This window comes from Mesorhizobium sp. M0244, assembly GCF_040321795.1.
Taxonomy (GTDB): domain Bacteria; phylum Pseudomonadota; class Alphaproteobacteria; order Rhizobiales; family Rhizobiaceae; genus Mesorhizobium.
In genome coordinates this window covers 23,335-42,484 of record NZ_JAMYSE010000058.1, presented here as the reverse complement: position 1 = coordinate 42,484, position 19,150 = coordinate 23,335, and the positions used below count along the sequence as shown (strand labels likewise).

Here is a 19,150-nt window from a genome sequence, read left to right as displayed (position 1 = left end):
CGCTCAGGCTAAGGCCAAGCGCATCGCCATCGGCAAGACCTGACAGCTCGCAGGGCGACGCCCCCTTCTGTCCGCCGGTTGCGGCTGACAGAAGGGGGCAAATGTCGATGACCCGTTCTCCCGACGCTCCGGTTCCGCCAGATCAAGCGCAGCAGGCCCTGCAATGCCTGACCACCGAGCATTTCGTGCTGCAAAACGCCCGCGCGGCGACCATTCAGGAAGCCAACCAGCGAGCCGATCTGTTCCTGACCTCGGTCTCGAGCGCAACGATTGCCTTGTCCTTCGTCGCGCAGGTCACGGAGATGGGCAGGCCGTTCATCCTGTTCAGCCTGATCTTGCTGCCTTGCCTTTTCTTCATCGGCCTGGTCACCTTCGTGCGCGCTGTGCAGGTTGCCATCGAGGACATGGTGCATGCCCGCGGCATGGCCCGGATCCGCCACTATTTCGTCGAGCTGGCGCCGGCCGTGCAAAAATACCTTGTCAATTCCACGCATGACGGTCCCTCGGCGGTGCTGGTCGACAAGGGCCTCAGACCTTCGCCGCTGCAATATTTCATGACCACCGCGGGGATGGTAGGCACGATCAATGGCGCCATCGCCGGCGTCTTCACCGGCATCGTTGTAAAGTCCGCGTTTGGCGGGGGCATGACGCCCGGCGTGATTTGCGGGCTGCTGGTCTTCGCCATATGCATTCTCATCCTGCGGCGTTTCCATAGTCGCGCCTGGGCGGCGGCCGAACAAAGTTTGCTCACTGTGTTCCCGGGCGACAGTGGCGACAGCGGAAGCTAACGCCGACCCAACCGGATATCGAAAAGTGGTGGGCGCCGCCCTTGCGTCTTGTGCGCCAATTGACCATCCTCGCTGACGTTAGTTGCACCGCGGCCGGGGGGTTCCGCACATGCCGACACTTTATGCGCTGAAACCGGCCTTCCAGGCTAGGCTGCGGCCGCTTGCCGACAGCCTGGCCGGGGCCGGCATCACCGCCAACCAGATCACGCTGCTGGCCGCTGCCCTCTCGCTCGCCACCGGCCTGGTGGTGGCAGCCCTTGTCGGCCACCGTGCGATCTTCCTGCTGATGCCGCTCGTGCTGTTTATGCGAATGGCGCTGAATGCCATCGACGGAATGCTCGCAAGGGAACATGGCCAGGCCTCGAAGCTCGGCATGTATCTCAACGAGCTCTGCGATGTCGTCTCCGATCTCGCTTTGATCCTGGCCTTTGCCGTCATTTTTCCTGCCTGGGGCGTCGTCGCATTTGCTATCGCGGCGGTGATTGCGGAATTCGCCGGTGTGCTCGGCATCGCAGCCGGAACCGGGCGCAACTATGCCGGCCCGTTCGGCAAAAGTGACCGCGCGCTGGCGCTTGGCATTCTTGCCGTGCTCGTCGCCTGCGGCGTGTGGATCGAGGCGGCCGCGCCCTTTGTGTTTCCGGCCATGGCTACACTCTCGCTGGTGACCGCCATCAACCGGATACGCAGCGGCCTTAACGGGAGCGGCAGTTGAATTCCGGTCTCGCCAAGGGGCCGACCTCGCCAGGGGATGAAAACATGCTTCACCAACAGAAGATTGCCGCCGTGGCTCCGGCCAATGTCGAGCGGGTGGCGCAGGAGCGCAGCTTCAAGAGCCATGACGGCACCGAGATCTTTTACCGCTACTGGCCGGCGCTGTCGGAAAACCGCAAGGGCGCCATCCTGCTGTTCCATCGCGGCCACGAGCATGGCGGCCGCATGGCGCATCTCATCGACGAGCTCCAGATGCCCGACCACGCCTTCTATGCCTGGGACGCGCGCGGTAATGGCCGCTCCGCCGGCGAACGCGGCTATGCGCCGTCGTTTGCCGCGCTGGTGCGCGACATCGATTGCTTCGTGCGCGCGATCGGCAGTGACGGTTTTGGCCAGCGCGACATTGCGCTGATTGCGCAATCCTTCGGCGCCGTGCTTGCTGCCGCCTGGGTGCATGACTATGCGCCCGACATTCGCGCCCTGGTGCTGGCCTCGCCGGCCTTCTCGGTCAAGCTCTACGTCCCCTTCGCCAAGCAAGGCATTGCGTTCTGGCAGAAGATCAAGGGCCGCTTCTTCGTCAATTCCTACGTCAAGGCGAAATTCCTGACGCATGATCCTGAGCGCATCGCATCCTTCGACGCCGATCCGCTGATCACGCGGCCGATCGCCTCCAACATCCTGGTCGAGCTCTACGACCACGCCGCGCGCATCGTCGCCGACGCCCGCGCCATCACCGTGCCGACACAGGTTCTGGTCTCCGGCAGCGACTGGGTAGTGCGGCATGGACCGCAGCACGCGTTTTTCGTCAATCTGGCGAGCCCGGCCAAGGAGCGGCATGTGCTGCCCGGCTTCTTCCACGACACGCTGGGCGAGCGCGACCGCCACAAGGCACTCGACCTGATCAGGCCTTTCCTGGAAAAGCAATTCGCGGCGCCGGAAAAGCCGATCGACCTGACCGAGGCCGACCACGCCGGCTACACGCGCGACGAGGCCGACCGGCTGGCCTCGCCGCTGCCGCTGCTGTCGCCCAGGGGCCTCTATTGGGCAATGAGCCGCGCCTCGATCCGCATGGGCGCCTGGCTGTCGTCGGGCATGAATACCGGAATCGCCACCGGCTTCGATTCCGGCTCGACACTCGATTATGTCTACGAAAATGAGGCGCGGGGCATCAGCCCCGTCGGCCGCATGATCGACCGGACCTTTCTCGATGCCATCGGCTGGCGCGGCATCCGCCAGCGCAAGCTGCATCTCGAAGAGCTGATCGGCCGCGCTGCCGCCACGCTCAGGGCCGCCGGCCGACCGATCCATATCGTCGACATCGCCGCCGGTCATGGCCGCTATGTGCTCGACGCTGTGCAGAAATGCGCCGAGCCGCCGGCGAGCGTGCGGCTGCAGGATTTCTCCGAGCTCAATGTCTCGCTCGGCCGCAAGCTGATCGCCGAGCGCAAGCTGCCGGCGAGCGTCTCGTTCCATCAAGGTGACGCCTTCGACGCCACGATGCTGGCCGGGCGCGACCCGGCGCCGGATCTCGCCATCGTCTCGGGGCTCTACGAATTGTTTTCCGACAATGCCATGATCGCCCGCTCGCTCGGCGGACTGGCCATCGCCATGCAGCCGGGAAGCCTGCTCGTCTACACCAACCAGCCCTGGCATCCGCAGCTCGAGATGATCGCGCGCAGCCTGACCTCGCATCGCGGCGGCCAGGCCTGGGTGATGCGTCGGCGCACGCAGGCCGAGATGGACCAGCTGGTGACAGCCGCCGGTTTCGAGAAACTCGACCAGCGCATCGACCAGTGGGGTATCTTCACCGTTTCGGTCGCACGGCGCGTCTGAGCATGGACTTGCCTGCCTCTGCCTTGCCTCGCGATGCCCCTGCCCTTCCGGCGTTGCCGCGTGAGCCTTATGCCGGGATGGTCCTGCGCGCCGCCCTGTGGCTGGCATTTCTGGCGCCGTTCTTCTACGCGACCTACGGTTTCGCCAACTGGCTGGCGTCGCAGCGCGACGATGTCGGCAGCATCGTCTTCGGCTGGGAGCGCGGCATCCCATTCCTCGCCTGGACGATCGTGCCATACTGGTCGATAAACCTGTTCTACGGCGTGTCGCTGCTGTTGAACAATTCAAAGAGCGGCGTCGACCGCCTCGCCGGCCGCTATCTCACGGCGCAGATCGTCGCCGTCGCCTGCTTCATCCTGTTCCCGCTGACGGCGACCTTCGTGCGCCCCGCGACAAGCGGCCTGCCCGGTTTCATGTTCGCCGTACTCGGCGGCTTTGACAAACCCTTCAACCAGGCGCCGTCGCTGCACATCGCGCTGCTGGTCATCATCTGGGATCATTGGCGTCACAGATTGACCGGCATCGCCGGCGTCGCCTGGCATGTCTGGTGTTTCCTGATCGGCGCCTCGGTGCTGACGACGTGGCAGCACCATTTCATCGACATTCCGACCGGCGCGCTGCTCGGCCTTTTCGCCCTGTGGCTGTTTCCGCGCGACGGCGAGCTGCCGTTCGCCGGCTTCCGCCCGACTGCTGACCCGAAAGCGCGGCGGCTGGCACTGTTCTATGCGCTTGGCGCAACCCTTGCGCTGGCTGGCGCCGCTGCCGGCGCGTTGGTCTCGGCCCTGTGGCTCATCCTGTTGTGGCCGGCACTGGCGCTGGCCATTGTCGCTTTCACTTATGCCGGCGCCGGCGCCAGGGTGTTCCAGAAAACAACCGATGGCCGCGTGTCGCTGGCCAGCCATCTCCTGCTTTGGCCCTACCGGGTTGGCGCCAAGGTCAATGTGTGGGCGTGGACGCGAAAGCTTCCGGCGAAAATCATCATTGCCGACGGCGTTTGCCTCGGCCGCTTTCCGACCGCCGCCGAGGCCGACGCTTTCGGCACGGTGATCGACCTTGCCGGCGAATTGGAAAGACCGCGCGGCGCCTCGATCCGCTGGGTGAGCGTGGCCATGGTCGATCTATTGCCGCCATCGCCGGAGGCGCGTGCGCAAGCGGTGGCGGCGATCGAGACGGCGCGGGGCCAGGACACGGTGCTGGTCTGCTGCGAGCTTGGCTTCCAGCTCAGAGCCGCCGTTGTCGCCGACTGGCTGGTCGCCAGCGGCCGGGCCGACACGCCGGATCAGGCGCGAGGCAAGCTCGCCGCTGCGGGCCGGCCTGTGCATCTTGGCGTGGACGCGCCGGCATGACCGCCTATCGTGACAGCGCCGAAGCCTTCGCTGCCGGGCTGATGGTGCAGGTGGCATGGCCGCTGCTGCTGGTGGCTGCTGCCCTGCTGGCGGCGCCGGTCATCGGCCTGGCGGCCGCGCCGCAAACATCATCGCTGTCGGCAGCGGCCTGGCTGATCACCGCGGCGAGTGCCGTGGCCACGCTTATTCTCTCGGCCCTGCTTTTGTTCGATGCCCTGCTGTTCCGGCTGATGGCCAGCCACGCCAGCGAGGCAGGCGGCGGTGCCGCGATCGACGATGTGCTGGCGCGCATGCGGCTGAAACCCACGGCTGCCGGCGGCCGCTCGCTCGACCAGCGGATAGCGGGCACGCGCCGCCTGCTAGCCAAGCAGCGCATCGCGTTCGGCCTGTTCGCGGCCACCTCGGTCATCGCGGCATTCCTTTGAGCCCGTCCATGACAAAGCTTCGCCTTCGCGCCAACACTTGTACCCTGCTGCAGACCGTGACCTCGGTCGGCCTGTCGGCGCTGGCCTGGGCGGTCACCGGCGTGCGGCCGATCTGGAACGGCAGCCAGCCGTCGGACCGGCAGCGCATCTACTTCGCCAATCACGCCAGCCACGGCGATTTCATCCTGCTGTCGGCCTGCCTCAGCGAGAAGGAACGCGCCCGTACCCATGCGGTGGCGGCCGCCGATTATTGGGGCAAGACGCGGCTGCGCCGTTTCATTGCCGAGGACATGCTGTCTTCCGTGCTGATCCACAGGCAGTGGACGGATGAAACGCAGCACCCGATCTCGATCATGCTGTCGGTGCTCGACCAGGGCCATTCGCTGATCCTGTTTCCCGAAGGCACGCGCAACATGACCGACGAACCGCTGTTGCCGTTCCGCTCCGGCCTCTACAATCTGTCGATGGCGCGGCCCGATGTCGAACTCATCCCGTGCTGGATCGAGAACATGTCCCGGGTGCTGCCCAAGGGGCAATTCGTGCCGGTGCCGCTGCTTTGCCGCGTCGTCTTCGGCGCGCCGATCGCCATTCAACCGGGTGAGGAGCGCCGTGCCTTTCTCGACCGCGCCCGCGAAACGCTGCTAGCGCTGAACCCCCGGCCGCAACGAGACGATTGAGGACCAGGGTAAAATGCTCCCGATGATGCACGAAACCCTCATTCTGATCGTCGGCCTGCTTTGCGTATTGATCACCGCAAGCGTCGTCGCCGGCGTGTTGTCATGGCGCGCGCCGAAGCCGCTATCGCCGACGCTGGTCAACCTCACCCAGCGCATCAATGCCTGGTGGGTTATGGTGGTGGCGATCACTGTCGCCTTCTTCTTCGGCCGCACCGGCATGACCATCCTGTTCGCGCTGATTTCCTTCGCCGCCCTGCGCGAATTCGTGACGCTGACACACAGCCGCCGCAGCGACCACTGGGTGCTGCTCGGCATGTTCGGCATCGTCATCCCGTTCCAGTACTGGCTGGTGTGGACCGCCTGGTACGGTCTCTTCACCATCTTCATCCCGGTCTACTGCTTCCTGCTGATGCCGGCGATCACAGCACTGCACGGCGACACCGAACGCTTTCTCGAGCGGGTCTCGGCGCAGCAATGGGCCGTGATGATCTCGGTCTACTGCGTCAGCCACGTGCCGGCGCTGCTGACGCTCGAGGTGCCCGGTTTCGAAGGCCGCAACCTGTTGCTGATCGCCTTCCTGATCATCACCGTGCAAGGCAGCGACGTGCTGCAATACATCTTCGGAAAACTGTTCGGCCGCCATCTCCTGGCGCCGACGGTCTCGCCGTCGAAGACCTGGGAGGGACTGGTCGGCGGGCTGGCGGCGTCGAGCCTGCTCGGCGCGCTGCTGTCGTTCCTGACGCCGTTTTCGCCGCTGCAGGCAGCCGGCGTCGCTCTGGTCGCCTGCCTGATGGGATTTTTCGGCGGGCTGGTCGCCTCCGCCATCAAGCGCGATCAAGGCGTCAAGGACTGGGGTCACCTGATCGAAGGCCATGGCGGCATGATGGACCGTGCCGACAGCCTGGTCTTCGCCGCCCCGGTCTTCTTCCATACCGTGCGCTATTTCTGGACGGTGTGAAGGATACGCGCCGTTCGTCGCGGTTCCGTTCGGACGGTTCAGCGCGACCCTTGCGAAGACACCTGATCCGCTTCGTTATTACCGTTTTCGCGAAAACGGTAATAACAACACCACCTGCCGCCGTCCTTGGCCGCGCTCATTTTGCCGCGGCGAGCGGCTCTTTCTTGCGTGCAGGCGCCAGACGGCGCATGCGGCGTTTGGCGGCGATCTTCAGCGCCACCGGCGGATTGCTGGACAACGCGCCGAGCACCGCGCCGACCATGCCGTGTGCGACGAAATCGGCGTTGATCTCATTGGCCAATTTGGCGGCTGCTTCCTGGTTGTCGCTGTCGGGTTCCGACCACAACACGATACCCACCCGCAACCTTGGTTTGGCGCGTTTCAGCCGACGGACCAGGAACCGGCCGTGCTTGACGGAATCCCGGTTCAAAAATCCGACGACGACGGTATCGACGGCGTCGAGCTCAAGGCGGCGAATGCTCCCCGGTTCCATATCGGCGAAGCTCGCTCTCAACACCGTGGCGCCCTGGACTTCGAGCACCTGTGCCAGCATGGCGGCAGCGGCGTCGTCAAGTTCGCCGCGCCCTCCGGCGCACAGCACCGACATGCCCGTGCCATCCGGCAGTTCGGTGTCGTCCCCGCCCTGAACCTCTTTGTCCTCGCGTGAGCCGCTGTCCGCGGCCGCGGCCGTGTCGTCCTCTTCCGCCTCCTCCTGCGCGCTGTCGCCGAGGTTCGCCACCATCGTCAGCGCGCTGCCTGCGACCTGCTGTCTTTGCTCATCGCTCAGCACACCACGCACACGGTCCTGCTCCCCCAGCAGAAGTGCGGGAATCGCGACCTTGTCATAGAACTCGACCAGATATTCTTCCTCCAGCATCTCCTCGGCATGGTCGGTCGCTTCCTCGGGATCGCCGGCCAGTAGCCGCTGGTAAAGCCGGGCGTGCGGTTCAAGCACCGGTTCGTTGCCGAACAGAACGTCGAGGAATTCGAACTGCGGCACATGTCGACCGAGCACGACGAGGCAGACCGTGAGCGGCGTCGATAGAACCAGGCCCAATGGGCCCCAGAGCCAGGTCCAGAAGATCGCCGCAACGATGATGGCCAATGGCGACAGCCCGGTGCGCGAGCCGTAGAGCCAGGGTTCGATCACGTTGCCGGTGATCAGTTCCACGACCACGAAAAGCCCGGCGGTCCATAGCACGAGCGACCAGCCGGGCGCCACGGCCAGTGCCAGGAACAGAGGCAGCAGCGTCGCGATGACCGGGCCGATATAGGGAACGAAGCGCAGCGCCAGCGCCAGCAAACCCCACAGCAATGGATTGGGTATGCCCAGCAGCCAAAGTCCGATTGCAATCGGGACGGCATAGACGATGTTCACGACCAATTGCATGAGCAGATAGCGGCCGACGCGCTTGCCGGCATCCTGCAGCGCCTCGGTGGTTCGATGCAGATCGCCGTAGCCGACGAGGCGTATGAAGCGATCGCGCAGGTCCTCCCGCTCGAGCAGCATGAATATGACGACCACGATGATCAGCCCGGCCGATGCCAGCGGGCTCAGCAGCGGGCCGATCAGATTCTGGAGAACCTCAAGCGGTCGTTCGCGCGCGACGATTTCGACCGGGATCGGCTCCCGCGGAGGCTGATCGGCGGAGGGTTGTGCAGGTTCGGGTCTGTCAAGTTCCTGGCCGACGCGTTCGATCACCCGGCTCAATCTGGAAATGATGCCGCCGCCGACGCCGGTTTCCTTGAGCGACCGGACCTTGGTCAGGATATTCGCCTGGTAAAGCGGAATGTTCTGCGCCAGTTCACTGACCTGCGTGGCGACGATGAAGGAGAACAGAGCCAGCACCGTGAATGCGCCGAGCACACTGGCGATCACGGCAGGAAGACGCGGAATGCCGGCTCGCTTGAGTGCCGACACCATGGGCACGAGCGCAAAGGTAAGCAGCAGCGCGATTGCGATCGGCAGAAAGACCTCGCGCCCGAAATAGAGCGCCGCGACGGCCGTCACGACCGACGCTACGCTGGGCAACGATGTGCGCGGAAGCGCCCTGGCCGCGGAAACAATGCCCGCCCGCCGGGGCTCCGACAGGTGCGCGTCGTTTCGACGATTTGCCGCCACTTGATACCTCCGCCCCGCCGTCGCCATGATCGGGCATATTGAGCCGGCGTGCAACTTCGCAGCGTCTCACCCAGCTGGACGCCGATTACCCTGGTCGGCAGCGCGGCAAAATTCAGTCATGGTAGAATTTTTTGCATTAATGACGTCACGGGCAATCCTGTTCCATGTCTGCGCCAGAACGTGGAACTTTTGGGTCAAAACACCGTTCCTTCGTAGATCGCTGATGGACAACCTCAAAGCAGCAGCTCAGGAGGAATGATCATGAACATCAAGACGCTTTGCATGGGCGCGATGGCGCTTTCGATGATGACCGGCGCAGCGCTTGCCGGCGCTGCCACTGGCACCTCGGCGCTCGACGATCCGCAGAAAATGTCGCCCTTCTTCACCGATGCCGGCATGAAGACCATGAAGTCGCAGGCCGAATTCAAGACCGCATGGATGGCCATGTCCAAAGAGGACCAGGCGATGATGATGAAGGAATGCGGCGACGAGGCCATTGCCAAGGAGCATGACGATTTCTGCAAGATGACCAAGCAACTCGGCGGTGCCAACTAGGCACGTCGGTTCAGCACAATCGCAGTGGCGGGCAGAGATGCCCGCCATCTTCGTTTTGGGACCTTCGGTTCAGTCGGGCGCAAGCGTCAATCGCACTATTCGGCGTCAGCCGATCCTGACGACGAAGTGCTTGGTCACCGGCTCGATGATCTTCCACGTCCCCTTGAAATCGGCTTCCACCACGAAAGCATCGCCGGGGCCGACTTCGACAGGCGCGCCGCCATCGGGCGTGATGACGATGCGGCCCGATATCATGTGGACGAACTCATAGTCGCTATAGGTCGCGTGATAGGTGCCGGGGGTGGCCTGCCAGGTGCCCGACATGACCTTGCCGTCCTCGGTAATATGCTGGACGGCGGTCTTCATGGTCGGGTGGGCTTCGACCACGATCCACCCCGCGAGATCGCCGGCCTCGGCGTTTTCGACGGCGCCGAATTTGAGGATGGTCTTGTCTGTCATGGTCGGCTCCGTCTTGAATTGTGCCGGGATGGCTGCCGGTCCATAGCTGATGCACCTGGCCTCGGCAACGCGGGTGCCCGATCGCATTTGGTATTGGCGGACGGCCCGCTTGAGCCAGCAGGCTTGACCTTGTCGCCGACCGTGGGATAGGCCGGGACTGGCCCGACCACCTCCCCACCGAGGCCCTACGAAAGACTGACATGACGGACGCGATCGTAAGAGACAGCAATGGCACCGAGCTGCACGAGGGCGACTCCGTAACCCTGATCAAGGATCTCAAGGTCAAAGGCACGTCGGAGACGATCAAGCGCGGCACGCTGGTGAAGAACATTCGCCTCACCGGCAATCCCGGCGAGATCGAATGCAGCACCAGGCAGGTGAAGGGCCTAGTGCTGAAGACCGAGTTTTTGAAAAAGGCTTGATTGCCTCGGCACCCTTTGTTTTGCCCTCATATGAAACGCTCTCGTGAGTGAATCGCCCTTGTGAGGAGATGGAGGAGCCGTCGCCCTCCCCCTATGTTGCACCGCGTTAGATTTGTTGCATTGCAATATCGGGGTATCGGGTCGAGCTTCTGCGAGGTGGGCATTCCTTGCACGAGGTGACTGTGTCGGCATCATTTCGGCCTGACATCGAAGGGCTGCGCGCGCTGGCGGTGGCGGGTGTCATCGCCTTCCATTTTGGTCTCTCCGGTCTGCCCGGCGGCTTTGCCGGCGTCGACATCTTTTTCGTCATCTCCGGCTATCTGATCACCCGGCACCTGGTTACGGAAATCACCGAGACCGGACGGCTGAACCTCTGGCGCTTCTACGCCCGGCGCGCCCGGCGCCTGTTGCCGGCGGCACTGTTCGTCATCCTCGCCACGCTGTTCGCGGGTTACTTCATCCTGTCGCCGGAGGAGCAGGCGCTCTATTCGAAAGGCGCCATGTTTGCCTCCGCCTACATGATCAACCTCTGGCTGATCCGCTGGTCGTTTGACTATTTCGCCGCCGATGCCACCAATAACCCGTTCATCCACTTCTGGTCGCTCTCGGTCGAGGAACAGTTCTACCTGGCATGGCCAGCGCTGCTTTTGTTGGCCGCATGGCTGCGTCCCCGCAGGCGCACGGCTATCGTCGTGATCGGCGTCGCCGGCGTGGCCTCCTTCGCCGCCTGCGCCTGGCTGACGGAAGTGTCGCAGCCCTGGGCCTTCTATTTCTCGCCGCTCAGGGCCTGGGAATTCGCCGCCGGCGGCCTCGCGACCATGGTGCCGGCAAAGATCTGGCGCGACCGCCCGCTGCTGGCCACACTGCAGGCATGCCTCGGCTTGGCGCTGATCGCCTGGGCCTATTTGATGTTGGACGAAGACTCCCCCTTCCCCGGGGTGAATGCGCTTGCGCCTGTCGCCGGCACCGTGCTGCTGCTGCTCAGCGGCAGCGGCCGCAACCTGCCGAGCGCCGTGCTGGCGCTGTCGCCCCTGCAATGGCTGGGCCGGCTTTCCTATTCGCTTTACCTCTGGCACTGGCCGGTCATCGTCTATGCCGCGATGGTGGTTCCCAACCTGTCCACGCTTGACCGCCTTGCCTGCGCGGCGCTGACGCTGGTTCTGTCGATGTTCACCTATCATTTCATCGAGAACCCGATCCGCCGCAACGGCTGGCTGATGGCCGGAGCGGCGCGGGCGCTGGTGCCCGCGGCTGCGCTGACCGGCGCCGGCGTGGTCGCGGCCTACGGCAACGCGCGCTTTGCCGAGCACAATCTCAGCCCAGAACAGCACATTATCGCCGACAGCGCCGCCCAGCTCTCTACCGTGCGCGCGAGCGACGGCGGCTGCGTGCTCGATTTCGAGACCGTCAAACCGAGGCCTTGCATGTTCGGCCAGAAGGATGCCCAGCGCTCGGTCGTGCTGTTCGGCGACTCGCATGCCGACCATTGGTCGACGCCGCTGATCAAGGCGGCCGAGAAGAACAATTTCCGGGTCGTCACCTTTCTCAAATCCTCCTGCCGGGCTTCGCGGGTGACGACCTGGAACTGGCGGCTGAAGCGCGACTACACCGAGTGCGACCAATGGCGCGAGCAGTCGGTCAAGGACATCATCGCGCTCCATCCGCAACTGGTGGTGATCTCGGAATTCTCGATCGGCAATGTGATGAAGGAATCGCCCGAGGAGTTGAAGCACGCCAATTGGGAGGAGCAGTGGCGGACGGGTCTCACCTGGACGCTTCGAGCGTTCAGCCAGGCCGGCATCAAGGTCGCGGTCATCAGGGACGTGCCTTACAATGCAAGCTACGCCGACAAATGCGTGGCGCGGGCGCTGTGGCGGGGCCAGACGCCGGCGACATGCGACACGCCGAGGATCATGGCGGCAAACGACGACATCGCAACGATCGAGCGCGATATCGTGCGCTCGACACCGAACGCCAGCTATATCGACATGACCGATCGGTTTTGCGATCAGACCACCTGCCACGTCTTCATCGACGGCAAGCTTGCCTTCCGCGACCGCCACCACCTGGCGACGCCCTTCGCCGAGACGCTGGAGCCGGCGGTGGAGCGGGCGCTGTTTTCGGATGTGATGGCGGCGGCTGTGAAGTAACGGCGGCGGCAGCCTTTCCCACCGAAATCCTTCAGGCGGGATTTGGTGCCACCTTGACCGACGCGGGCTCCCTCGCCAAGCAACCATGCGGGGGGTCAGCTAAGGATAAGACCCGCGAGGAAAACGGTAAAGAGAAGCGACAGCGGAACTGCAAGAAGGCAGCACAGCTCCAGAGAATTGGCTCGCCAATAAGTCATTGGGCGCTTTTCCATGTTGGTCTCCTCCCTCAACGGCCAGACCGGGACGGCAGTTCCGCTTAAATGTGAGGTCGTCATTCGCGCCGCTCATATGCGATCGGCGCGAACCTCATTCCGCTTCCTAGTCATCCATCGTGCACGCGCCAGATGTGTCGCCCACGCCCGGAAAGCCCTCTCTGGCTCCTGCTCCGGGTCAATGTGCAGCACGATGCGGGCGACCTCACGCCAATCGGTCCCCTCCGCCGAAGCATCGAGCAGCCGGATATAAGTAAGCATACGATCCTCGTCATACCCGGTCGGCACCGAAGATGTCGGCGCCGCGTTCGCGATATGAAGGTTTGGCAGTGGCTTTAGCATTGCGACCTACCAGCAATGGCGCACCGTAGCAGCCTATGGAGACGCCAGCGCCCTTTGATCGGAGGATGCGGCGATCGAGATTCGCCTCGACAGTCGACAAATGCGGGCCTCAGGCGGGAGTTCACCGCCCAGGAGGGGTCACGCCTCGTTACATCGCGATCGGGTCGACGCAATCTTGAGGTATTTTAGTGGAACCTAATTTAATCGGCGCAATTATGCGTGCGTGAGAAAGGATGAAATCCAGACTGTCACTGAAAGCTGGCTATCGGGAGATCGGCTGGCCGATGATCCAGTGATTGCCGTCGATCTGGCCGAACGGATATTACAGGCAGCCGAAAACGACAGGATTGTCTGCATCGTCGTGGCAGCGGAGCATCCGGAAACCGAGCGCATCGAGAAAGCAGAGCCTCAGGAGACCAGAATTACGGCAGGTTTCGTCCGAGACTTTGAAGTGATGCTGCTTGTTCTTTATGCGGCCTACGCTCTCATTGTGCTGGGTGCGACGGCTTTCGTTTTGCTGGAATTGGGCCATATTCTGTAGGCAAACGTCGGCAACGCGACGGCGCCCGATTGTCGCTGCTTGACGGGATACATACGGCGCGGACCACAACCCGCATGAGGCTTGGAAGGAGGGGCCACGTTGCGCCGGCGGCCCCACCCTGGCGCACCGCCAGAGGCGTTTTCGCCCCGCTGGCGCTAATTTAGGGCTCTCGGTTCGTGGCATCTTGCAAATTTGTGGAACGAGGCTGCCCCTCAAGGGTTTTTCTATTAGAGGGACGTTAAAGAAGGAGGTAGCTATGAAGAAGCTCCTGCTTGCCTCGGTGATCGCCATCGCCTCGGCGGCTTCCGTGATTGGCCCGGCGAATGCCGGCGGCAGCGTCACGATCGGCATCGGCAACGGCTATGACGACGACTATTATTATCGCCACCATCGGTATTCCGATTACGACGATGAGTACGTTCCCCGTTACCGCTATGATGTCTACGACGAGGACTACAGGCCGCGCTACCGGTACCACCGGCGCTGCTACACCGAAGTCGTCAAGCACTGGCGTCATCACCACCGGGTTATCGAAAGAATCCGTGTCTGCCGTCGTTGACGGATCGATCCGGCCGGTAGTGCCGGCCGGATCGGCGGGGCTCCTCACCTCGGCTTGCGCATCAGCATCATGCCGTAATGCACAGCCAATATGTCGAGCCCGATCTTGAGTAGCTTCACCACCACGTCGCGCGGCTCGCCGGCCAGTTCGGCCAGGCTCTTGACCGTTGCGTCGGCACAGCAGACCTTTTGCACGATGCCGGCGATCTCCCAGTGGGCAAGCGCCTTGGTGGCCTGGGCATGGTCGCGGCCGGCGGACAGGATGTGTTCTGCGACGCCGCTGCCGGTGCGGCCGCCGTCGACGCGCTCGGCCCAGGCCATCGGCTTGGCGGTTGCCTCGGACGAGTTGCGGAAATCCTGGCGGTAGCGCATGCCTGCCTCGCGCTGCTGGCGCGACAACGAGGTGAGGCCGGTCAGCGGGTCGACATTGCGCACCCGCACGATGCCGCCGGTCGCGGTGTGGCCGTCATTGGAAACCTCATAGAGGCGCGCCGCCTCCTGCGTTCCTTTGGCCAGCCGCTTGCGGCCGAACCGGTCCTCCTTCAGCGCGAAATCATGGCCGATCTCCTTGCGGATGCGCACCTGCTCGGCCTCGCCCTTCGGCAATCGCGGCAGCCTGGCTTTGGCTTTTTGCGCGGTTTTGTTGCTCATCGGCTCGGTCCTCCTGGTTTTCTGTCGTCGGGCTCTGGCGAATTTCCGTCATCCAGCGGGGCTCAAATCGCTTCGGCCGGCAGCGTGCGTAGGAAGCGCGCCGCGTGATAGGCGCAGTAGCTTTTCGAAGGCTTTGTGCGCAGCCCGCAGCACAGCATGTCCAAACCGGGGCGACTGCCGGGGGCATCGTTTTCGGCATCCTCCTGCAGCGTCGTGTCGAGCGGCGCGCGGCAGCGGTCGAACAGGCAATCGATGAAGCGCATGGCGACGAAATGTGGCTGGCGGCCGCCGGCGGCGATCGGGCGCGGCGCCGGCATTTCGAGCGGCTCGCCATCGGACCCGGTGATCCGAGTCGAACCCGGCTGCCAGGCCGGCGGCGCCAGCCTGGCTGACAGCCTTGCCGGGCGGCAGTGATGCTCGGCCGGTACCGCCCCTGCTTGGCCGGCGGGATTCGGCGGCTCTGGCGCCGATTTTCCATGCCGGCCGCCACACCAGCCTTTGGATCTGGAAAGGCCGATGGCGCGCAGACGGGCGGTGCGGTGGACGATGCCGATGATGGCCGCGCGCGAGGCCGGGCGGCCGCGCAGCGCACTCAGCCGGGTGGCGATCTTCGCGGCCGACAGCCCGCTCATCAACCAGTTCTCGATTTGTTCCAATTCGGAGGCGGAATAGCGGGCGGCCATGATGTTTTATTCCCTGCAAGGGTGGTTGTGTGCGGCGCCGGCTTCGCCGGCTCTCAGGCTCGAAAGCCGATCAGCCTTCGCGTGGCCTGCTACGATCGAGCTTCATCTCGGCCGCCTGCCTAGTTGCGCCGGACACTGCCTTGCCGGTCCGCTTGTCTAAGGCGATGACCGTGCCGTCTACGGTGCGGATCCAGGAAACCTCGGCATCCGCGTTGCTGGTCGACGGGTAATTCGTGGCCGGAGCCGTGAGGGGAACGGCTCCGGCCGTTTCGGCCGCTTGCGCTGCCGGATCCGAGGCGCGAGCCTCGGGCATCGTCCCGGCCGGGGAGGAGGACAGCCGCGACGGAGGGGAAAGGTTTGGCACATGCATGGCCTTGGCGATCGGTTGCGCTACCGCCTCCAGGCGAGCGCTGCCGGCGGGCTGAAGGGCGGATTCGAGGACCGAAAGCTGGTGAAGCGACTTGTGCATGACCGTATAAGAGCATAACTCAAACAGTAATACAAGCGATTCTTGCATAGACGAAACCGAATCTTATGCCTCAGATGGAGCCATGGTGAAAACTGCACTGTCGGTCAAGGTCGGGGCGGCGATCCGCCGGGCGCGCAAGCAGCGCGGTCTGGTGATGCGCCACATTGCCGAGCACAACGACACCGATGTCGCTGCCGTCGGCAATTGGGAAACCGGGCGCAACCTGCCCAAGACCGAGAACCTTTTGAAGACCGCCGCCTTCCTGCGCGTCGACCCGGTGGCGCTCGGCAAGGGCGAGGTCGTCTTCCTCGAAGATTCCGGGCCGGTCGCCGATGCCGAGATCGTCACCGATCCCGGCCCCCTGCCCGCCGGGCCGATGGATATCCAGCTTCTCGGCACCGCCGTCGGCGGCGACGATGGCGACTTCACCTTCAACGGCCAGCCGGCCGGCTATGTCCAGCGGCCGCCTGGGATCCGGCATCTGCGCAACGTGTTTGCGCTGCACGTGCTGAGCGATTCGATGGTGCCGCGCTACGAGCCCGGCGAGATGATCTATTGCGGCGGCCGCGAGGCCGTGCCCGGCGACCATGTGGTGATCGAGACGCTGCCCGAGGAGAACGAGCACAACGGCAAGGCCTTCATCAAGAAGCTGGTCAAGCGCACCGCCGCCGAACTGATCGTCGAGCAATACAACCCGCCCAAGACGCTGACCTTCAACCGCTACGCGATCAAGAACGTCTTCCGCGTCATCCCGCTCAAGGAATTGCTGGGGTATTGACGCGGCGCTGGCGCGCGCCCTTCTCCCCTTGTGGGAGAAGGTGGATCGGCGCGCAGCGCCGAGCCGGATGAGGGGTGTTGGAAGAAATGAGGTGTTAAAAATATTCGAACGATTCTAAATCCTTACGTCTTCAACTCCGCGATCCGTCCAACACCCCTCATCCGACCGAGCTTCGCTCGGCCGCCTTCTCCCACAAGGAGAGAAGGAAGAACACCGCCCCTCCCCTTCAAGCCCGCCTCGATTGCTCCGGCTCGCGGCCATTGAGCATCCGCGCCTCGGCCAGGGCCCGCTGCCGGTCGTCGATGAAGGCTGCCTGGATCGAAACGGCGGCGCCCGGCAGGCCGTCGGCCCGGCAGGCCTTGCAGATCAGGCGCCCCGAAAGTGCCGCCAGCGGCGTCTCCGGCCTCACCCCATGCCGCTTGAGCTCGGCCGGCTTCCACCACCTGTTGCGGCCGCAATCGATGCACTCGACGGCAATCGAGACAACATCGGCGATCGTCGCTTCCTTGCCTGCTAATGCCATAGCCATCCCCATCTTTGTTCCTGCTTTGTTCGCAACATTATCGGTTTTCGGAGCGGAGTCGAGTCGGTTCCGCTTACATTGACGTGAAAGTTTCACTTGTCATATTATTTGAGTTATGCTTATATCGATGTGCGAGCTGGAATCGGCGCGAGCAACAGAACTGCGGCCGCTCCGTCGGCCGGCAGCAAGGGAACGACGATGGACCCAGCCCAGTTCGCCCATGCCTGCGGCTATACTGGCGACAGCCCGGCCATGCTCGCCGCCTTCGCGGCCATCCGCCAGGACGGCATTCGCAAGGCGCGCCAGGGCCATCGCCGGCGCAAGGCGGCGATCGACCGGATGAAGCCGAGCCGCGCTTTGTTCCTGGTGGCGATCCGCCCGGCGCAGTCGGCCGAGGAAGCGATCGAGGACGCCGCCCGCTTCCTGTCGATATTCCGCAACATGCCGCGCTGGCGGCAGGAAAGGCGCGGCGCCGACCTCGCCCGGGCCAGGCAGCAGCGCCTCTTCGCCCGCTTCTTCCGCCGCTACGGCCACCGCCTTTGGGCGCTGGAGGCGGCGTAGCGTTGGCCGGGAACCAGCCACCTCGTTTTCACTGAAAGCTCGGCGGGACAGCGCCCCCTCTGTCCCGCCGAGCTTGCTTGCATCAGACGCTGGCGTTCGCTTGCGACTCAAGTGGGACATTGCGATCGCCGACACCGCGCCGTATGTCTCCACGTGATGAGCGAGATCGAATTCCGTCGCGCGCAAGCGCCCGACCTGCCGGCGATCGTTGCAATGCTTGCCGACGACATCCTCGGCGCGGGCCGGGAAGACCCGTCCACGCCCCTCGCGCCTTCCTATCTCGATGCCTTCAGGGCGATCGATGCCGACCCCGACCAGTTGTTGGCCGTGGCTGTCGAGGCCGGGCAAGTGATCGGCACCCTGCAACTCAGCTTCACTCCCGGCATTTCGAGGAAAGGCGCCTGGCGCGGGCAGATCGAAGGCGTTCGCGTCGCCCGGCAATGGCGCTCCCGCGGCATCGGCAAGCTGATGGTCGAATGGGCGGTTGAAACGTGCCGCTCGCGCGACTGCAGCTTCATTCAGCTCACCACGGACAAGGAACGACGGGAGGCGCACGCATTCTACGAGCGCCTCGGTTTCACCGCCAGCCATCTCGGCTACAAGATGGCGCTGTAGGTCAGCATTTCATCGCATGCAGCGCCAACTGCTCTTCTTCGCCGGCCCACTGATGGAGCATTGACAAGCCGGCCTTCCGCCCTGCTCCATCCGCTCCATGATTTACGACCGACGCTGGCTTGAAGCAGCCTTTCGCGCAAAGCCCCGGCAGAAGTTCCTGTTCTTCTGGGGCCATGAGCCGTCCAAGGACGGCCGCATAGCCGCATCGTGCTTCAGCCAGTGGTGGCATGCGCCCTTTATCGTCGATGGCCTGAGCTATCCGACTGCGGAACATTGGATGATGGCTGAGAAGGCACGTCTGTTCGGTGATGCTCAGGCGGCAACGCAAATCCTCAAGGCGGCGAGCCCCAAGCAGGCAAAGCAGCTTGGCCGGCAGGTGAGCGGCTTCGATGGGGCCAAATGGGATGCCGACAAATACCGCATCGTCGCCGAAGGGAGCTTTCAGAAATTCCGGCAGAACGCGGCGCTGCGCGAATATCTGCTGTCGACGCATGACAAGGTGCTGGTCGAGGCAAGCCCTGTCGACCGGGTGTGGGGCATCGGCCTTGCGGCGGATGACGAGAGGGTCGCGAACCCGCTGCTGTGGCGCGGCGAGAACCTGTTGGGATTCGCGCTGATGCAGGCCAGGGATCGGCTGCGCGGCTGAACAGACTGAGCGACGCGCATGCCGCGCGTCCGCCCGGCGTCTCGGTGGGCGGTAGCCTTTGCGCTGCTTGACAATCCGCCGGCAACGTTCTCTTTATGTTCCATTCAAAACTCTAGACAATGCGG

Annotated in this window: 23 protein-coding genes; 16 read left to right on the top strand and 7 right to left on the bottom strand. The window is 63.9% G+C overall.

Annotated features, from left to right (window positions below):
• The first annotated feature begins 101 nt into the window (after positions 1 to 101).
• The 7 genes from NKJ08_RS26780 (at position 102) to NKJ08_RS26750 (ending at position 6,738) form a co-directional block, all read left to right on the top strand.
• The gene (locus NKJ08_RS26780; protein ID WP_352784174.1) at positions 102 to 788 is read left to right on the top strand and encodes a hypothetical protein; all 687 of its coding nucleotides are present in this window, start codon (positions 102 to 104) and stop codon (positions 786 to 788) included.
• Between the two features lie 109 nt (positions 789 to 897).
• Complete coding sequence (locus NKJ08_RS26775; RefSeq protein WP_352524039.1) at positions 898 to 1,500, top strand: CDP-alcohol phosphatidyltransferase family protein; 603 nt, start codon at positions 898 to 900, stop codon at positions 1,498 to 1,500.
• Positions 1,501 to 1,544: 44 nt separating this feature from the next.
• The gene (locus NKJ08_RS26770) at positions 1,545 to 3,332 is read left to right on the top strand and encodes a bifunctional alpha/beta hydrolase/class I SAM-dependent methyltransferase (RefSeq protein ID WP_352784172.1); all 1,788 of its coding nucleotides are present in this window, start codon (positions 1,545 to 1,547) and stop codon (positions 3,330 to 3,332) included.
• 2 nt (positions 3,333 to 3,334) lie between these two features.
• Positions 3,335 to 4,678, top strand: a complete 1,344-nt coding sequence (locus NKJ08_RS26765; protein WP_352784170.1) for a phosphatase PAP2/dual specificity phosphatase family protein — start codon at positions 3,335 to 3,337, stop codon at positions 4,676 to 4,678.
• Positions 4,675 to 5,103, top strand: a complete 429-nt coding sequence (locus tag NKJ08_RS26760) for a hypothetical protein (protein WP_352524033.1) — start codon at positions 4,675 to 4,677, stop codon at positions 5,101 to 5,103. The genes NKJ08_RS26765 and NKJ08_RS26760 overlap by 4 nt, the downstream gene beginning before the upstream one ends.
• A gap of 8 nt (positions 5,104 to 5,111) precedes the next feature.
• On the top strand, positions 5,112 to 5,780 hold the full coding sequence (locus tag NKJ08_RS26755) for a lysophospholipid acyltransferase family protein (RefSeq protein WP_352524032.1): 669 nt from the start codon (positions 5,112 to 5,114) through the stop codon (positions 5,778 to 5,780).
• Between the two features lie 22 nt (positions 5,781 to 5,802).
• Entirely contained in the window at positions 5,803 to 6,738 is a 936-nt protein-coding gene (locus tag NKJ08_RS26750) for a phosphatidate cytidylyltransferase (protein ID WP_352524206.1), read from the top strand.
• Between the two features lie 136 nt (positions 6,739 to 6,874).
• On the opposite strand, the gene NKJ08_RS26745 is transcribed toward NKJ08_RS26750, so the two are convergent.
• Entirely contained in the window at positions 6,875 to 8,887 is a 2,013-nt protein-coding gene (locus NKJ08_RS26745) for an AI-2E family transporter (protein ID WP_352524031.1), read from the bottom strand.
• Between the two features lie 234 nt (positions 8,888 to 9,121).
• Here NKJ08_RS26745 and NKJ08_RS26740 point away from each other — a divergent pair, with 234 nt between their 5' ends.
• Positions 9,122 to 9,415 carry a hypothetical protein gene (locus NKJ08_RS26740; protein WP_352524029.1) on the top strand — a complete coding sequence of 98 codons (294 nt, stop codon included), beginning with the start codon at positions 9,122 to 9,124 and terminating at the stop codon, positions 9,413 to 9,415.
• A gap of 105 nt (positions 9,416 to 9,520) precedes the next feature.
• On the opposite strand, the gene NKJ08_RS26735 is transcribed toward NKJ08_RS26740, so the two are convergent.
• Positions 9,521 to 9,874 carry a cupin domain-containing protein gene (locus NKJ08_RS26735; protein ID WP_352524027.1) on the bottom strand — a complete coding sequence of 118 codons (354 nt, stop codon included), beginning with the start codon at positions 9,872 to 9,874 and terminating at the stop codon, positions 9,521 to 9,523.
• Positions 9,875 to 10,074: 200 nt separating this feature from the next.
• On the opposite strand from NKJ08_RS26735, the gene NKJ08_RS26730 reads away from it, so the two are divergent.
• Positions 10,075 to 10,296, top strand: coding sequence for an alkylphosphonate utilization protein (locus NKJ08_RS26730; RefSeq protein ID WP_352524026.1), 222 nt, complete (start codon positions 10,075 to 10,077; stop codon positions 10,294 to 10,296).
• A gap of 182 nt (positions 10,297 to 10,478) precedes the next feature.
• Positions 10,479 to 12,446 (top strand): acyltransferase family protein, encoded by a 1,968-nt coding sequence (locus NKJ08_RS26725; RefSeq protein ID WP_352524025.1) that lies wholly within the window; start codon positions 10,479 to 10,481, stop codon positions 12,444 to 12,446.
• A 284-nt stretch (positions 12,447 to 12,730) separates the two neighbouring features.
• Here NKJ08_RS26725 and NKJ08_RS26720 read toward each other — a convergent pair whose 3' ends face one another.
• Entirely contained in the window at positions 12,731 to 13,000 is a 270-nt protein-coding gene (locus NKJ08_RS26720) for a DUF2285 domain-containing protein (RefSeq protein WP_352524024.1), read from the bottom strand.
• A gap of 223 nt (positions 13,001 to 13,223) precedes the next feature.
• Between NKJ08_RS26720 and NKJ08_RS26715 the strand changes: the two genes are divergently transcribed.
• Together NKJ08_RS26715 and NKJ08_RS26710 are read left to right on the top strand one after the other, a co-directional pair.
• Complete coding sequence (locus NKJ08_RS26715; RefSeq protein ID WP_352524023.1) at positions 13,224 to 13,541, top strand: hypothetical protein; 318 nt, start codon at positions 13,224 to 13,226, stop codon at positions 13,539 to 13,541.
• A gap of 256 nt (positions 13,542 to 13,797) precedes the next feature.
• Positions 13,798 to 14,100 carry a hypothetical protein gene (locus tag NKJ08_RS26710; RefSeq protein WP_352524022.1) on the top strand — a complete coding sequence of 101 codons (303 nt, stop codon included), beginning with the start codon at positions 13,798 to 13,800 and terminating at the stop codon, positions 14,098 to 14,100.
• 44 nt (positions 14,101 to 14,144) lie between these two features.
• On the opposite strand, the gene NKJ08_RS26705 is transcribed toward NKJ08_RS26710, so the two are convergent.
• From NKJ08_RS26705 to NKJ08_RS26695, 3 genes are all read right to left on the bottom strand, one after another.
• Positions 14,145 to 14,750: a DUF6456 domain-containing protein gene (locus NKJ08_RS26705; RefSeq protein WP_352524021.1), complete on the bottom strand. Its 606-nt coding sequence runs from the start codon at positions 14,748 to 14,750 to the stop codon at positions 14,145 to 14,147.
• A gap of 62 nt (positions 14,751 to 14,812) precedes the next feature.
• Positions 14,813 to 15,433 carry a GcrA cell cycle regulator gene (locus NKJ08_RS26700; RefSeq protein WP_352524020.1) on the bottom strand — a complete coding sequence of 207 codons (621 nt, stop codon included), beginning with the start codon at positions 15,431 to 15,433 and terminating at the stop codon, positions 14,813 to 14,815.
• A 70-nt stretch (positions 15,434 to 15,503) separates the two neighbouring features.
• Positions 15,504 to 15,902 carry a hypothetical protein gene (locus tag NKJ08_RS26695; RefSeq protein ID WP_352784165.1) on the bottom strand — a complete coding sequence of 133 codons (399 nt, stop codon included), beginning with the start codon at positions 15,900 to 15,902 and terminating at the stop codon, positions 15,504 to 15,506.
• Positions 15,903 to 15,984: 82 nt separating this feature from the next.
• Between NKJ08_RS26695 and NKJ08_RS26690 the strand changes: the two genes are divergently transcribed.
• A complete protein-coding gene (locus NKJ08_RS26690; protein ID WP_352524018.1) occupies positions 15,985 to 16,680 on the top strand; it encodes an XRE family transcriptional regulator in 696 nt (231 codons plus the stop codon).
• Between the two features lie 226 nt (positions 16,681 to 16,906).
• Here NKJ08_RS26690 and NKJ08_RS26685 read toward each other — a convergent pair whose 3' ends face one another.
• The gene (locus NKJ08_RS26685) at positions 16,907 to 17,209 is read right to left on the bottom strand and encodes a hypothetical protein (RefSeq protein WP_352524017.1); all 303 of its coding nucleotides are present in this window, start codon (positions 17,207 to 17,209) and stop codon (positions 16,907 to 16,909) included.
• 192 nt (positions 17,210 to 17,401) lie between these two features.
• Here NKJ08_RS26685 and NKJ08_RS26680 point away from each other — a divergent pair, with 192 nt between their 5' ends.
• From NKJ08_RS26680 to ybiA, 3 genes are all read left to right on the top strand, one after another.
• Positions 17,402 to 17,764: a hypothetical protein gene (locus tag NKJ08_RS26680; protein ID WP_352524016.1), complete on the top strand. Its 363-nt coding sequence runs from the start codon at positions 17,402 to 17,404 to the stop codon at positions 17,762 to 17,764.
• A 156-nt stretch (positions 17,765 to 17,920) separates the two neighbouring features.
• The gene (locus NKJ08_RS26675; protein ID WP_352524015.1) at positions 17,921 to 18,379 is read left to right on the top strand and encodes a GNAT family N-acetyltransferase; all 459 of its coding nucleotides are present in this window, start codon (positions 17,921 to 17,923) and stop codon (positions 18,377 to 18,379) included.
• 97 nt (positions 18,380 to 18,476) lie between these two features.
• Positions 18,477 to 19,025, top strand: coding sequence for a riboflavin biosynthesis intermediates N-glycosidase (gene ybiA, locus NKJ08_RS26670; protein ID WP_352524014.1), 549 nt, complete (start codon positions 18,477 to 18,479; stop codon positions 19,023 to 19,025).
• Positions 19,026 to 19,150 lie beyond the last annotated feature (125 nt).